Origin of the sequence: Paracoccus caeni, assembly GCF_016629665.1 — a bacterium.
GTDB lineage: Bacteria > Pseudomonadota > Alphaproteobacteria > Rhodobacterales > Rhodobacteraceae > Paracoccus > Paracoccus caeni.
Map to the genome: position 1 here is coordinate 1,215,035 of NZ_JAEPRQ010000001.1, position 12,770 is coordinate 1,227,804.

The following is a 12,770-nucleotide window of genomic DNA, read 5'->3' on the forward strand; positions in this document are numbered from 1 at the left end:
GTTCGGCTGAGGCGTCGCCCCGAAACGGGGTGACGACGACGGTGCCCCCTGCCTTTTGCAGGCAGAGGGCGTTGTTTGAGCCGATCAGTGCGCAGCAGGTCTTGCGTCAGGCGGCAGCACTTCGCAGGAAAAGGCGAGGAATCGTCCGTCGTCGTTTCGTACCACGGCGCCCATCGGTTCGGGATGCCAGCCCAGTTTTAACGCCATTCGTAAGAAGGCGGGCGGTCCAAGGAACAGGCATTGCGTCGCATCGACCGTGAACAGATAGGCGTTCGCGGTTTCAAGAATACGCTCGGCCAGACCGGGGACGGGCAGGGCCGCGAAGCGGGTCAGCTCCCAGCTATGCTCATCGACCGGGGGCGTGTCGTCGCAAAGATCGGTCGGCATGCCCGGCAGAAGCCCAAGATGCGCGTCCCGGATCATGTAGGAATAGACGACGACCCCGTTGCCATAGCTTTTGTCGGTGCGCTTCAGTCGCGCGCCGCCCACCACTTCGCCGCCACGATGGGCGACGACATAGGCAGTGTCGAAGGTGTCGTATTGCTCGAACTCGATCCCTTCGGCGTGGTGCAGCGGCCAAGCCATGCGGTCCACGAAGATCTGCTTGCGAAAGCGCAGGAAGGATGCGATCAGGTCGAACCGATGCATGTCGCGCGGCAAGACCAGCACTTCGACGGAGATGCCGTCGTGTGAAAAGTCATTCATGAAAACACCTTAAAAAATTGTTATTGTTTCAAGTAATCAGGCAGTTTCGCCAGCCCCAGAAATTGACGGCTTTTCGTTTCGGGATGCGGCAACCACAGACCCCATTGGGTCACTTCGATCGTCAGCACCCCGTCTTCGGCATATTGGTCAAAGTAAGTCAGCATGGTCTCGACCATGTCCTTACTGAACTCGGCCGTCGCCAGCCGGGCTTCTCTGATTCCACCAACCATGTTTTGGCACTCCTTCTTTCAATATGGTTAATAAGCCCTGTGCGCGGCCATTTGTCTTTGACAATTTTGTAAAACTGCCTTTCCAGGATGTCCGAAAAGGCATATCGTTCGCTGCAGTTGATGAGTTTGATGAGAATACGGTGCTGAAAGATTTGATACCGAACTTCGATGAAGAGATCGCAGCGCTCTACGAGATTGCCCCTTCTGGCTGGATCATGGGATTCAACCTGACCTATCGGGGCCCCGAGCATCTGTTCAACGCCTATCCCGAGGCATGGCGCGCGGTCTATGAGGAAAAGAACTACTTCTTCGGCGACCCGATTGCGGTCTGGACCATCACCCATGACGGCGCTGTGCGCTGGTCCGAGGTGAAGATCCCCGATGTGCGCGGTGTGATGAGCCATGCGAGACGTTACAAGCTGAACTATGGCGTGGCGATTTCGCGTAAGGTTGCGGGAAAGCGATCTTTCCTGACGTTGTCGCACCCCACGCGAGAGTTTACCGACCCCGAAATCCTGATGGCGCAGACCAAGTTCACGCTGTGGACCGATCTGGTCCTGAACCGCGCCGCGCTGACCCAGGCAGAGCTTGACGTGCTGCGCTGTTTCCGCGACGGGATGGGGCAGGCCGACACGGCCGAGCATCTGGGCATCGCGGAATCGACGGTCAAGCAGCGCGCGATCAAGGCCTGCAACAAGCTGGGCGCCAAGACGCGCACGCAGGCGGTGGCCTTGGCGGTGGCGCGGAACTATCTTTGATCCGCGAAACCTTGTCGCACGCAACGCCTTGAGATTGTCCGAAAAGTCATAGCGCTTTTGGCATCGCCTGTCTGTTGCAGGCGCAGCGGACAGGCGGTGGCATGGCACCGTGCGCGTGGACTTTGAACCGCACTGCGGCTATGGAATGAAGCGATTGCGGGTGGAGCATTGTATGAAGATTGCGGTTGCAGGTCTGGGCTATGTCGGCCTTTCGAATGCCGTTTTGTTGGCGCAGCATGAAAAAGTGCTGGCACTGGATATCGATGCAAGCCGGGTTGCGGCGGTCAATGCGCGGCAGAGCCCGATTGAGGATGCCGAGATCGCGCAGTTCTTTGCCACGCGCGATCTGGACCTGACAGCCACGACCGATCCGGCAGAGGCCTTTGCCGACGCCGATTTCGTTATCGTCGCCACACCCACGAATTACGATCCTGCGACGAACGGCTTTGACACCTCATCGGTTGAAGCGGTGATCGCCACCGCGCTGCAGCACGCCCCCGATGCGCCGATCATCGTGAAATCGACGGTCCCGGTCGGCTTCACCGCCCGTCTTCGCGCCCGGACCGGCCATGATGGCATCATTTTCTCTCCCGAGTTTCTGCGCGAGGGGAAGGCGCTTTACGACAACCTGCATCCCAGCCGGATCGTCGTCGGCGACCGTGGCGACAAAGCCCGGCAATTCGCCGATCTGCTGGTCAAAGGCGCGGTGTCCGCGGATGTGCCGGTGCTGTTCACCGACTCGACCGAGGCCGAGGCGATCAAGCTGTTTTCGAACACCTATCTTGCGATGCGCGTGGCCTATTTCAACGAATTGGACAGCTATGCGCTGACCCATGGCCTTGATCCGCATGCGATCATCGCGGGCGTCAGTCTGGACCCGCGCGTCGGGGATTTCTACAACAACCCCTCCTTCGGCTATGGCGGTTACTGCCTGCCCAAGGATACCAAGCAATTGCTGGCCAACTACTCGGAAGTGCCGCAGAACCTGATCGCGGCCATCGTGGAATCGAACCGCACTCGCAAGGATTTCATTGCCGAACAGATCGTGGCGAGAAACCCGAAGGTCGTCGGCGTTTACCGGCTGGTGATGAAGGAAGGCTCGGACAATTTCCGCGACAGCGCCATTCAGGGCATCATGAAACGGGTCAAGGCCAAGGGCATTCCCTGTATCGTTTATGAACCGGCGCTTCCTGCCGATGATTTCTTCCGCTCGCCGGTGATCCGCGATCTGGAGACGTTCAAGCAGCAAGCGGACGTGATCATCGCCAACCGGCTGAATGCAGAAATCGAGGATGTCGCCGACAAGGTCTTCACCCGCGATCTGCTGCAACGGGACATCTGAGCCAAAGTGACGCCCGAGGCCCGCATATCCGCCGCGATCGAGGTGCTGGACCGGGTGCTGGAGGGTCAGCCCGCCGAACAATCCCTGCTGCGTTGGTCTCGCGCCAGTCGTTTTGCCGGCTCGGGTGATCGCGCAGCGGTTCGCGATCTGGTTTTCGACGCCTTGCGGCGGCGCAATTCACTGGCTGCCGCCGGAGGGGCGCTGACCGGGCGCGGCCTGATGATTGGCCTGATCCGTCTGGATGGTCGCGATCCGGCGCAGGTCTTCACCGGACAAGGCCACGCCCCCGCACCGCTGACCGAGGCCGAGGCGGTTGGCGCTGACGATACCGCTGCGGTCGATCTGCCCCACTGGCTTTTGCCTTTGTGGCGGGGGGCGCTTGGGGATGATGCGGATCTCATGGCGCAGATGATGACGGAACGCGCGCCGGTCTGGCTCCGGGTCAATCCCCGGCGCGGCGACCGGCAGCAGGCGATTGCGTCTTTGGCTGCGGACGGGATCGACGCAGTGGCGGATGATCGTCTGCAAACCGCGCTGAAAGTCACCGCGAATGAGCGTCGGCTGTCGCAATCCACCGCTTATCGCGATGGTCTGGTGGAATTGCAGGATCTGTCGCCGCAACTGGCCTGCGCGGCGCTGCCGCTGTCGCCGGGTCAACGGGTGCTGGATTACTGCGCGGGCGGCGGCGGCAAGGCGCTGGCGCTGGCCTCGCGGATGCAGCCTTTGCGGATGACCGCCCATGATGCCGATCCCGCGCGGATGGCCGATCTGCCTGCGCGCGCCAAACGGGCCGGGGTGAAGATCGAGGTCGCGACGGGCGTGACCGGCGCGTTCGATCTGGTTGTGACCGACGTTCCCTGTTCCGGTTCCGGGACATGGCGGCGGACCCCCGATCAGAAATGGCGTCTGACACGGGCAAAGCTGGATGAGGTTATCGCGGTGCAGGCGGACATCCTGCGCAAGGCAGCGCCGCATGTCCGCCCCGGCGGGCATCTGGCCTATATGACCTGCTCGGTTTTCGAGGAAGAGAATGGCGCGCAGATCGACCGCTTTCTGCAGCAATCCGGTTTCACGGAAACGCTGCGCCAGCGCTGGACGCCAATTGACGCCAGCGACGGCTTTTTCCTGTCGCTCTCGCGGCGAGACGGCTGATGTCGCGCCATCTGAGGCGCGTTAACGCTATTTTAAGCGATCTGTCGCTATCCACACCATCAGATGGTCGAAGAAAGGCTCGTCGGATGGCACATTGGGATCAACAAAGCGGTATTCCTCCGGGCAGTCTGGCGATTCTGCCGCTGTTGCTGTTGCCGATGGCGGTCACGGCTTTGCTGCTGCTGATATGGCCGGATTTGCGAGGCGGCACGGCGGCCATCATCTTCACCAGCGTGGCGCTTGGCTGGTATTTTCTTGGCGGGGCGATCTCGCTGGCGCATCTGGTCCGGCGGATTGCGGCGCGGCGTGCCTTGATCGTGGTCCGCAGCGAGGCGCGGGCGGCGCCCGAGCCGATCTGGATCTGCGATACGGAAGGACGGGTTCTGTTCCAGAACAATCCCGCCGTTGCGACCTTTGGCGATCTGACTGGCCAGCCGATCCTTGCGCTGGTGTCGCGCTTTCGTGCCGATGCCGATGCCGAAATCGCCGAGATGACCCGTCGCGTCGCCTACGCCGCCAGTGTCGAAATGCAGCTTGCCTCGGGCGACGTGATCGCGCTCAGCGCTGCGCCGCATCCGGTATTGCAGGTCTGGTCCTTCCACGCTGCGGGCCAGCATTTGCCTGCTGTCGGCGCGGACGAGATGCTGTCGCCGAAGGATGCCGATCTGTTCGAGGCGATTGCCGTGGCCCTGCTGAAGATCGGCCCGGACGGCATTATCCGCCGCGCCAACAGCGCCGCGCGGAATCTGCTGTCGATGCCGCCTTTGTCTGACACCGACGAGCCGCTGCATATTTCGGCGTTACTGGAGGGGCCGGGCCGTCCTGCAGGCGAATGGATCGCCGAGGCTGCCACCGGGCTGGTCGAGCCGCGCAGCGAGATGCTGCGCCAGCGTGGAGGAGATCAGCGAACGGAAGCCGGGGCTGAACGCCATGTGCAGGTCACGCTCTCGCCCGACCCGACCGAGGCGCCGGGGCTGATCGCGGTGCTGAATGATGCAAGCGCGCTGAAGACGCTTGAGGCGCAGTTTGTGCAAAGTCAGAAGATGCAGGCGATTGGCCAGCTTGCGGGTGGCGTGGCGCATGATTTCAACAACCTGCTGACCGCCATTCGTGGCCATTGCGACCTGCTGATGCTGCGCCATGACAAGGGCGATCCCGATTTCTCGGATCTCGATCAGATCAGCCAGAACACCAACCGCGCCGCTGCTTTGGTCGGGCAGCTTCTGGCCTTCTCGCGCAAGCAGAACCTGAAACTGGAAATGTTGGATCTGCGCGACACGCTGGCCGATCTGACGCATCTTCTGAACCGGCTGGTGGGTGAGCGGGTCGGGCTGACGATCCGCAATGACAGCGCCCTGCGCCCGATCCGCGCCGATAAGCGGCAGCTTGAGCAGGTGATCATGAATCTGGTGGTGAATGCGCGCGATGCTATGCCAGAGGGTGGCGATATCGAGGTGCTGACCGACAACCAGCATCTGGACAATCCGCTGTCCCGCGGACGGGTTGCCTTGCCCAAAGGCGAATATGTCCGCATCCGCGTCTGCGACGAAGGTCACGGCATCAGCCCCGAACTGATGGACAAGATTTTCGAGCCTTTCTTCACCACCAAACGCACGGGCGAGGGGACCGGCCTTGGCCTTTCCACCGCCTACGGCATCGTCAAGCAGATGGGTGGCTATATCTTCTGCGATAGCGCGCCAGATACCGGGACGTGCTTCTCGATCTATTTTCCCGCCCATCCGCATGCGGCGCTGTCCCAGGTGCCGCAGGCCAGGCCCGTGCCCGAGCCGGTGACCGGCGATCTGCGCCCGGAACAAGGCGCGACCGTGCTTCTGGTCGAGGATGAGGCCCCGGTCCGCGCCTTCGCCGTCCGGGCGCTGCGTCTGAAAGGTTACGAGGTGCATGAGGCCGACAGCGCCGAGGCGGCCTTGCAGCTTTTGTCGGATGATCGTTTGCGTGTCGATGTCTTCGTGACCGATGTGGTCATGCCGGGGATGGACGGGCCAAGCTGGGTCCGCACGGCGCTGGTGGACCGACCGCAGACGCGGGTGGTCTTCATGTCGGGCTATACCGACGACATCTTCGCCGAGGGTCGCCCGCCGGTTCCCGGTTCGGCTTTCCTTGCCAAGCCGTTCACGCTGACCGAACTGACACAGATCGTCCAGCAACAGCTTGATACGCCCGGCGAGAACAAAATCCACTGACCAAATGCGCAGAAAAGGCGTCTGGCGGCGCTGTGGATTGCAGTTAACGCTTGAAATCCACGCCGGAATCGCGCAAATGAGAATGAGAACAAGAAGTGAACATTGGCCTTGCCCGGGTAGATTGCCCCGGCCCGGAGGCTGTGAAATAACGGTGAGGACGACATGGCACAGGCACAGGCGAGCATCTTCGACATGAATGACAAGCGCAGCGCTGACAAGCAGAAGGCTCTGGACAGCGCCTTGGCACAGATCGAGCGGCAATTCGGCAAGGGTTCGATCATGAAACTGGGCAAGGACAGCCCGGTGGCCGAGATCGAGGCGACCTCGACCGGCTCATTGGGGCTGGACATCGCCCTTGGCATCGGCGGTCTGCCGAAAGGCCGTATCATCGAGATTTTCGGGCCGGAAAGCTCGGGCAAGACCACGCTGACGCTGCATGTGGTGGCCGAGGAACAGAAGAAAGGCGGGGTCTGCGCCTTCGTGGACGCGGAACACGCGCTGGACCCGCAATATGCCCGCAAACTGGGCGTCGATCTGGACGAATTGCTGATCAGCCAGCCCGATACCGGCGAACAGGCGCTGGAGATCGTGGATACGCTGGTGCGGTCCGGCGCGGTCAATCTGGTCGTGGTCGATTCGGTCGCGGCGCTGACGCCGAAATCGGAAATTGAAGGCGATATGGGCGATATGCAGATGGGGTCGCAGGCCCGTCTGATGAGCCAGGCGATGCGCAAGCTGACCGCCTCGATCGGGCGGTCGAACTGTATGGTGATCTTCATCAACCAGATCCGCATGAAGATCGGCGTGATGTTCGGTAACCCGGAAACGACGACGGGCGGCAATGCGCTGAAATTCTACGCCTCGGTCCGTCTGGACATCCGCCGCACCGGCGCGATCAAGGATCGTGATGAGGTGATCGGCAACGCGACCCGGGTGAAAGTGGTGAAGAACAAGGTCGCGCCGCCCTTCCGGCAGGTGGAATTCGACATCATGTATGGCGAAGGCATCAGCAAGGTCGGCGAATTGATCGATCTTGGCGTGAAGGCCGGCGTGGTCGAGAAATCGGGCGCCTGGTATTCGCATGGCGACGAACGGATCGGGCAGGGGCGTGAGAATGCCAAGCAATTCCTGCGCGACAATCCCGATATTGCGCTGGCGATCGAGGACAAGATCCGGGCGAGCCACGGGTTGGACTTTGCGGATTCCGGCGATGATGAGGCGCTGACCGAAGAGTGACTTCGGTAGAGAGCCTGTTTTTGTGAGAAGCGCGGGGGATGACCTCGCGCTTTTTCATTATCCGGGGAAGCAAGTCGGGGGCGCCGCCCCCGGACCCCCGGGATATTTAGATGAAGAAGAAGGAGACTGGGTGGCGAGTGCCTTTGGCCTGTCATTGCTGGACAGTGGGGCTGCCTGCGGCTAGACCGGCCTCAGCCCGGCGGATGCCGGAAATCCTTGCGACCGCTTTGCGATGAAGGCCCGCCATGCCCAGTCTGAACGACATCCGATCCACCTTTCTCAACTACTACGGGAAGAACGGCCATCGCGTCGTGGAATCCAGCCCTCTGGTGCCGAGAAACGATCCGACCCTGATGTTCACCAATTCGGGGATGGTGCAGTTCAAGAACCTGTTCACCGGGGTCGAGAAGCGGGATTATCAGCGCGCCACCACCGCGCAGAAATGCGTGCGGGCAGGTGGCAAGCATAACGATCTGGACAATGTCGGCTATACCGCGCGGCACCACACTTTCTTTGAAATGCTGGGCAATTTCAGCTTCGGCGATTACTTCAAGGAAAACGCGATCCCCTATGCGTGGGAGCTTTTGACCAAGGAATTCGGCATTCCGAAGGACAAGCTGCTGGTCACGGTTTACCATACCGATGAAGAGGCGGCGAATATCTGGAAGAAGGTCGCGGGTCTGTCGGATGATCGCATCATCCGTATCGCCACCAGCGACAATTTCTGGCAGATGGGGCCGACCGGGCCTTGCGGCCCCTGCACCGAGATTTTCTACGATCACGGCGATCATATCTGGGGCGGCCCTCCGGGCAGCGCCGATGAGGATGGCGACCGTTTCATCGAGATCTGGAACCTTGTTTTCATGCAGAACGAGCTGTTCGAGGATGGCTCGATGCGCGAGTTGGACATGCAGTCCATCGATACCGGCATGGGGCTGGAGCGGATCGGCGCGCTGCTGCAAGGCAAGCACGACAATTATGACACCGACCTGATGCGCAGCCTGATCGAGGCTAGTGCTCATGCCACCAGCAGCGACCCTGACGGACCGGGCAAGGTGCATCACCGCGTCATCGCCGACCATCTGCGGTCCACCAGTTTCCTGATCGCGGACGGGGTGATGCCCTCGAATGAGGGGCGCGGCTATGTGCTGCGGCGGATCATGCGCCGGGCGATGCGGCATGCGCATATGCTGGGCGCGAAAGACCCGGTCATGTATCGGCTGGTTCCGGCACTGGTTCAGCAGATGGGTGCGGCCTATCCCGAATTGAACCGGGCTCAGGCGCTGATCGAAGAGACGCTGAAAAGCGAGGAAAGCCGTTTCCGGCAGACGCTGGACCGTGGTTTGCGACTGCTGGATGATGAGGTTTCGCGGCTGCCGGAAGGTGCCAATCTGCCGGGCGAGGCGGCGTTCAAGCTGTATGACACCTATGGCTTCCCGCTGGATCTGACCCAGGACGCGCTGCGCGAGCAGGGCCGGTCGGTCGATGTGTCGGGCTTTGATAGCGCGATGGCAGAGCAGAAGGCCAAGGCGCGGGCGGCATGGTCGGGGTCGGGTGACACGCAGGATGCCTCGGTCTGGTATGACATTGCCGAGCAGCACGGCACCACCGAATTCCTGGGCTATGACACCGAAGAGGCCGAGGGGCAGGTTTTGGCGTTGATCGCCGATGGCGCGCAGAAGGATGAGGCGAAAGAGGGTGAGACGGTTCAGATTGTCGTCAACCAGTCGCCGTTCTACGCGGAATCGGGCGGGCAGGTTGGCGATACCGGGTTGATCAAGACCGAGACCGGCGCGGCGCGGGTCACCGATACCAAGAAGGTTGCGGGCGTGTTCGTGCATGTGGCCGAGGTGACGTTGGGCTCGATCCAGCGCGGGCAGGGTGCGACCCTGTCGGTCGATCATGATCGCCGCAGCGCGATCCGCGCGAACCATTCCGCCACGCATCTGCTGCACGAGGCGTTGCGCCGCGCGCTTGGCGATCACGTCGCGCAGCGGGGCAGCCTGAATGCGCCCGACCGTCTGCGCTTCGATTTCAGCCATTCCAAGGCGTTGACGCAGGATGAAATCGCGCAGGTCGAGCAAGAGGTGAACGAGTATATTCGCCAAAACACCCCGGTCGAGACGCGGATCATGACGCCTGACGATGCGCGCGGTCTGGGCGCGCAGGCGCTGTTTGGCGAAAAATACGGGGATGAGGTTCGCGTCGTTTCGATGGGTGAGCAGCCCGGCTCGGGCAAGGGCGCGAATGGCAAGACCTATTCGCTGGAGCTTTGCGGCGGCACCCATGTCGGCCGCACCGGCGATATCGGGATGTTTGCCTTGACCGCCGAGACGGCTTCGGCGGCCGGTATCCGGCGGATCGAGGCGTTGACCGGGCAGGCGGCGATGGCCGAACTGCGTCGCGTCGATCTGGAACTGTCTGAAATTGCAGGCATTCTGAAGGCGCAGGCCGGGGATGTCGTGGGCAAGGTTCGCGCTTTGGCCGATGAGCGGAAGGCGCTGGTCAATGAGGTCGCGCAGTTGAAGCGGCAGCTTGCCATGGGCAGCGGCGGCGATGCCGAGGCGAAAGAGATCGGCGGCGTAAAATTCATCGGGCGCAAGGTCGATGGCGTTTCCGGCAAGGAGCTTGGGGCGCTGGTCGATGAGATGAAGGCGCAGCTTGGCTCGGGGGCGGTGCTGCTGCTTGCGGAAGCTGACGGTAAAGCAACCGTTGCCGCTGGCGTGACCAATGATCTGACCGACCGGATCAGTGCGGTGGCGCTGGTGCAGGCGGCGACGGCGGCGCTTGGCGGCAAGGGTGGCGGTGGCCGCCCGGATCGCGCGCAGGGCGGCGCGCCCAGTGTGGCGGCGGCGGATGCTGCCTTTGCGGATGTTGAAAAACTGATCGGAGAAAGCGCATGACTGCCCTTTGGATCGCCCATGTGACGGTGACGGATGCCGATGCCTATGGCCGTTACGCCAAAGAGGCCGGCCCCGCGATTGCAGCGCATGGCGGGGTTTTTCTGGCGCGCGGCGGTCGGTATCAGCAGATGGAAGGCAATGACCGGGCGCGGAATGTCGTCGCCCGCTTTCCCAGTTTCGAGGCTGCGGTTGCCTGTTATAACAGCAGCGAATATCAGGCGGCGCTGGATCATGCCCGTGGCGCGTCCGAGCGCGATCTCGTGATCGTGGAAGAGACGCCTCCGCCTGCGGAATAAGGTGAAATCCTTAACGACTCGTGCTAGTTCTGTGTGAAACAGAACAATAAAACGGGGCAGGGCATGTGTCGTTGGGCCGCCTATCTGGGCCAGCCGATCTTTCTGGAAGATATCGTCAGCCGTCCGGCGCATTCGCTGATCCGGCAAAGTCAGCGCGCTCAGCGATGCATGACGCCGGTGAATGCGGACGGTTTTGGCATCGCATGGTATGGTGAACGACCCGAGCCGGGGCTTTACCGCGATGTGATGCCCGCATGGTCCGACCCGAATTTGCATAATCTTGTCAATCAGGTACGCTCTGGCCTGTTTCTGGCGCATGTCCGCGCCTCGACCGGGACGGCGACCAGCCGGAACAATTGCCACCCCTTTGTCGTCGGGCGGTGGAGCTTCATGCATAACGGGCAGTTCGGCGGCTATGATGCCTTTCGCCGGGATGCGGATTTCATGATCCCGGATGAATTCTACCCACATCGCAAAGGCGCGACCGATAGTGAGGCACTGTTCCTGATCGCGCTTGGCGAGGGGTTGGAGCGTGATCCGAAGGGCGCGATGGAGCGGGCGGTGGCGCGGCTGACCGAGTTGTCGGTGCGCCGGGGCACTGCGCCGCATGTGCGGATCGCCTGTGCCTTTTCCGATGGGGAGCGGCTTTATGCGGTGCGCCATGCCAGCGACGATCAGGCGCCGAGCCTGTATCACCGCTGGTCGGAAAGCCGGAACGGGCGGGCGCTGGTGTCGGAACCGTTGGAGACCGATGAGGAAGATTGGCAAGAGGTGCCGCAGGGCAGTTTCTGCATCTTCGAAGGTCGGGATTTGGTGACCGAAGCCTTTGCGCCACATGCGGACGCACGCGCCGCCTGAGCGCGGGCGCGGCGTCAGAATAGGCTATCAGATCAATCGTTTGACGGTGGGACGCGCGGTGCGGGCGGGGTTGCTTCGCCCTGCGATTCCGGTTGCGGGCGCGCAGCATTGATCGCGGGATCTTCGGCCTTTTGCGGTGCCGCAGCCGCCGGTGTCGCCGGGCTTGGCTCGGGCGCGCGGGCGGGCGAGGCCGCGACCGGATATTCGGGTTGCGGCGCGGGTGCGGTCAGCGTCGCAGCTGCCAATTCGCGACGGAAAACCAACAGGTTATGATAGACGGTGGTGCGGCTGGTCAGGCCGCTGCGCTCTTCGCTGGGCAGGACATCGGCGCGGACATATTCCCAGCCATCGGCGGCCATGCGGTTCAGTTCCGCCGTCAGCGACAGGGCGTAACGGTCGGTCGGCGTCTTGGCGTCCTTGGCCTTCTCACCACGGTTCGGGGCGGCGATGGCGGTGTATTCGTAGCGCATGGAATATCCTCAGGCTCGGGCTGAACATCTGATAGGACAGATGAACGAGTGATGAAAGTGTTGCGTTTCGGTGAGCCGGGTGTTGCGCTGTGACCTGCCGAAGGGGCGGGCGCGGAATTGTCAGCAAATGCTGGGAATCTGGCCGCACAAGGCGTGCACCGCTGATGCACAGCGCGTGCACAGGGCGTACACAGCTTGCGAACGGTGGTGTTGCGCGGGGGGCGGGAAGCCAACGCTGAGGTTGCTGCTGCCGGGCAGGGGCTTGCGCCTTGCTGCCCGGCAGCTTCCGGTTCAGGAAGCTATTACGATTCGTGATGTTCGGGCATGTCTTTCAACTGATCCTTGGTCCAGTTGGTCACGCCATGCACGCTGCCATCAACGTCGCGCATCAGGTCAAGATTGGCGGCAGGCACCGCGACCGGCTTGGCGCCGATGCCAAGGAAACCGCCGACATCGATGATGACCTGCGCGCCCGCGCCCTGTCCATGGACATGGGACACGGTGCCGATCGTCTCATCGCCGGGGCCGTAAACCGTGGCGCCGGTCAGCACCGCATCGGTCAACTCGTCCTCGTTCAGACGGATATGTTCGGAATGATCCATGACGTCTCCTCCTG

General features: G+C 62.1%; 12 protein-coding genes. 8 read left to right on the forward strand and 4 right to left on the reverse strand.

Features of this window, described 5'->3' with window-relative positions; genetic code table 11:
* Nucleotides 1-84: 84 nt before the first annotated feature.
* Together JJJ17_RS05830 and JJJ17_RS05835 are read right to left on the reverse strand one after the other, a co-directional pair.
* Complete coding sequence (locus JJJ17_RS05830; protein ID WP_200684427.1) at nucleotides 85-705, reverse strand: acyl-homoserine-lactone synthase; 621 nt, start codon at nucleotides 703-705, stop codon at nucleotides 85-87.
* Nucleotides 706-725: 20 nt separating this feature from the next.
* Nucleotides 726-935, reverse strand: a complete 210-nt coding sequence (locus tag JJJ17_RS05835) for a hypothetical protein (protein ID WP_200684429.1) — start codon at nucleotides 933-935, stop codon at nucleotides 726-728.
* A 140-nt stretch (nucleotides 936-1,075) separates the two neighbouring features.
* On the opposite strand from JJJ17_RS05835, the gene JJJ17_RS05840 reads away from it, so the two are divergent.
* From JJJ17_RS05840 to JJJ17_RS05875, 8 genes are all read left to right on the forward strand, one after another.
* The gene (locus JJJ17_RS05840; protein WP_200684431.1) at nucleotides 1,076-1,693 is read left to right on the forward strand and encodes a helix-turn-helix transcriptional regulator; all 618 of its coding nucleotides are present in this window, start codon (nucleotides 1,076-1,078) and stop codon (nucleotides 1,691-1,693) included.
* A 172-nt stretch (nucleotides 1,694-1,865) separates the two neighbouring features.
* Nucleotides 1,866-3,035 (forward strand): nucleotide sugar dehydrogenase, encoded by a 1,170-nt coding sequence (locus JJJ17_RS05845; protein ID WP_200684438.1) that lies wholly within the window; start codon nucleotides 1,866-1,868, stop codon nucleotides 3,033-3,035.
* Between the two features lie 6 nt (nucleotides 3,036-3,041).
* Nucleotides 3,042-4,187 (forward strand): RsmB/NOP family class I SAM-dependent RNA methyltransferase, encoded by a 1,146-nt coding sequence (locus JJJ17_RS05850; RefSeq protein ID WP_200684440.1) that lies wholly within the window; start codon nucleotides 3,042-3,044, stop codon nucleotides 4,185-4,187.
* A gap of 86 nt (nucleotides 4,188-4,273) precedes the next feature.
* Nucleotides 4,274-6,391, forward strand: coding sequence for an ATP-binding protein (locus JJJ17_RS05855; RefSeq protein ID WP_234463885.1), 2,118 nt, complete (start codon nucleotides 4,274-4,276; stop codon nucleotides 6,389-6,391).
* A 192-nt stretch (nucleotides 6,392-6,583) separates the two neighbouring features.
* Nucleotides 6,584-7,627 carry a recombinase RecA gene (gene recA, locus JJJ17_RS05860; protein ID WP_407673337.1) on the forward strand — a complete coding sequence of 348 codons (1,044 nt, stop codon included), beginning with the start codon at nucleotides 6,584-6,586 and terminating at the stop codon, nucleotides 7,625-7,627.
* Between the two features lie 245 nt (nucleotides 7,628-7,872).
* Nucleotides 7,873-10,530 (forward strand): alanine--tRNA ligase, encoded by a 2,658-nt coding sequence (gene alaS, locus JJJ17_RS05865; RefSeq protein ID WP_200684443.1) that lies wholly within the window; start codon nucleotides 7,873-7,875, stop codon nucleotides 10,528-10,530.
* Entirely contained in the window at nucleotides 10,527-10,826 is a 300-nt protein-coding gene (locus JJJ17_RS05870; RefSeq protein WP_200684444.1) for a DUF1330 domain-containing protein, read from the forward strand. Before alaS ends, JJJ17_RS05870 begins: the two co-directional genes overlap by 4 nt.
* 63 nt (nucleotides 10,827-10,889) lie before the next feature.
* The gene (locus JJJ17_RS05875; protein ID WP_200684445.1) at nucleotides 10,890-11,684 is read left to right on the forward strand and encodes a class II glutamine amidotransferase; all 795 of its coding nucleotides are present in this window, start codon (nucleotides 10,890-10,892) and stop codon (nucleotides 11,682-11,684) included.
* A 32-nt stretch (nucleotides 11,685-11,716) separates the two neighbouring features.
* Here JJJ17_RS05875 and JJJ17_RS05880 read toward each other — a convergent pair whose 3' ends face one another.
* The gene (locus JJJ17_RS05880) at nucleotides 11,717-12,154 is read right to left on the reverse strand and encodes a DUF4177 domain-containing protein (RefSeq protein ID WP_200684446.1); all 438 of its coding nucleotides are present in this window, start codon (nucleotides 12,152-12,154) and stop codon (nucleotides 11,717-11,719) included.
* Nucleotides 12,155-12,456: 302 nt separating this feature from the next.
* Nucleotides 12,457-12,756: a PRC-barrel domain-containing protein gene (locus JJJ17_RS05885; protein ID WP_200684448.1), complete on the reverse strand. Its 300-nt coding sequence runs from the start codon at nucleotides 12,754-12,756 to the stop codon at nucleotides 12,457-12,459.
* Nucleotides 12,757-12,770: the final 14 nt, after the last annotated feature.

What these genes read in the sequence shown, in the direction of transcription:
- JJJ17_RS05830 (WP_200684427.1), bottom strand. Translation starts at nt 705, where the DNA reads ATGAATGACTTTTCACACGACGGCATCTCCGTCGAAGTGCTGGTCTTG.
- JJJ17_RS05835 (WP_200684429.1), bottom strand. Translation starts at nt 935, where the DNA reads ATGGTTGGTGGAATCAGAGAAGCCCGGCTGGCGACGGCCGAGTTCAGT.
- JJJ17_RS05845 (WP_200684438.1), top strand. Translation starts at nt 1,866, where the DNA reads ATGAAGATTGCGGTTGCAGGTCTGGGCTATGTCGGCCTTTCGAATGCC.
- JJJ17_RS05855 (WP_234463885.1), top strand. Translation starts at nt 4,274, where the DNA reads ATGGCACATTGGGATCAACAAAGCGGTATTCCTCCGGGCAGTCTGGCG.
- recA (WP_407673337.1), top strand. Translation starts at nt 6,584, where the DNA reads ATGAATGACAAGCGCAGCGCTGACAAGCAGAAGGCTCTGGACAGCGCC.
- alaS (WP_200684443.1), top strand. Translation starts at nt 7,873, where the DNA reads ATGCCCAGTCTGAACGACATCCGATCCACCTTTCTCAACTACTACGGG.
- JJJ17_RS05870 (WP_200684444.1), top strand. Translation starts at nt 10,527, where the DNA reads ATGACTGCCCTTTGGATCGCCCATGTGACGGTGACGGATGCCGATGCC.
- JJJ17_RS05875 (WP_200684445.1), top strand. Translation starts at nt 10,890, where the DNA reads ATGTGTCGTTGGGCCGCCTATCTGGGCCAGCCGATCTTTCTGGAAGAT.
- JJJ17_RS05880 (WP_200684446.1), bottom strand. Translation starts at nt 12,154, where the DNA reads ATGCGCTACGAATACACCGCCATCGCCGCCCCGAACCGTGGTGAGAAG.
- JJJ17_RS05885 (WP_200684448.1), bottom strand. Translation starts at nt 12,756, where the DNA reads ATGGATCATTCCGAACATATCCGTCTGAACGAGGACGAGTTGACCGAT.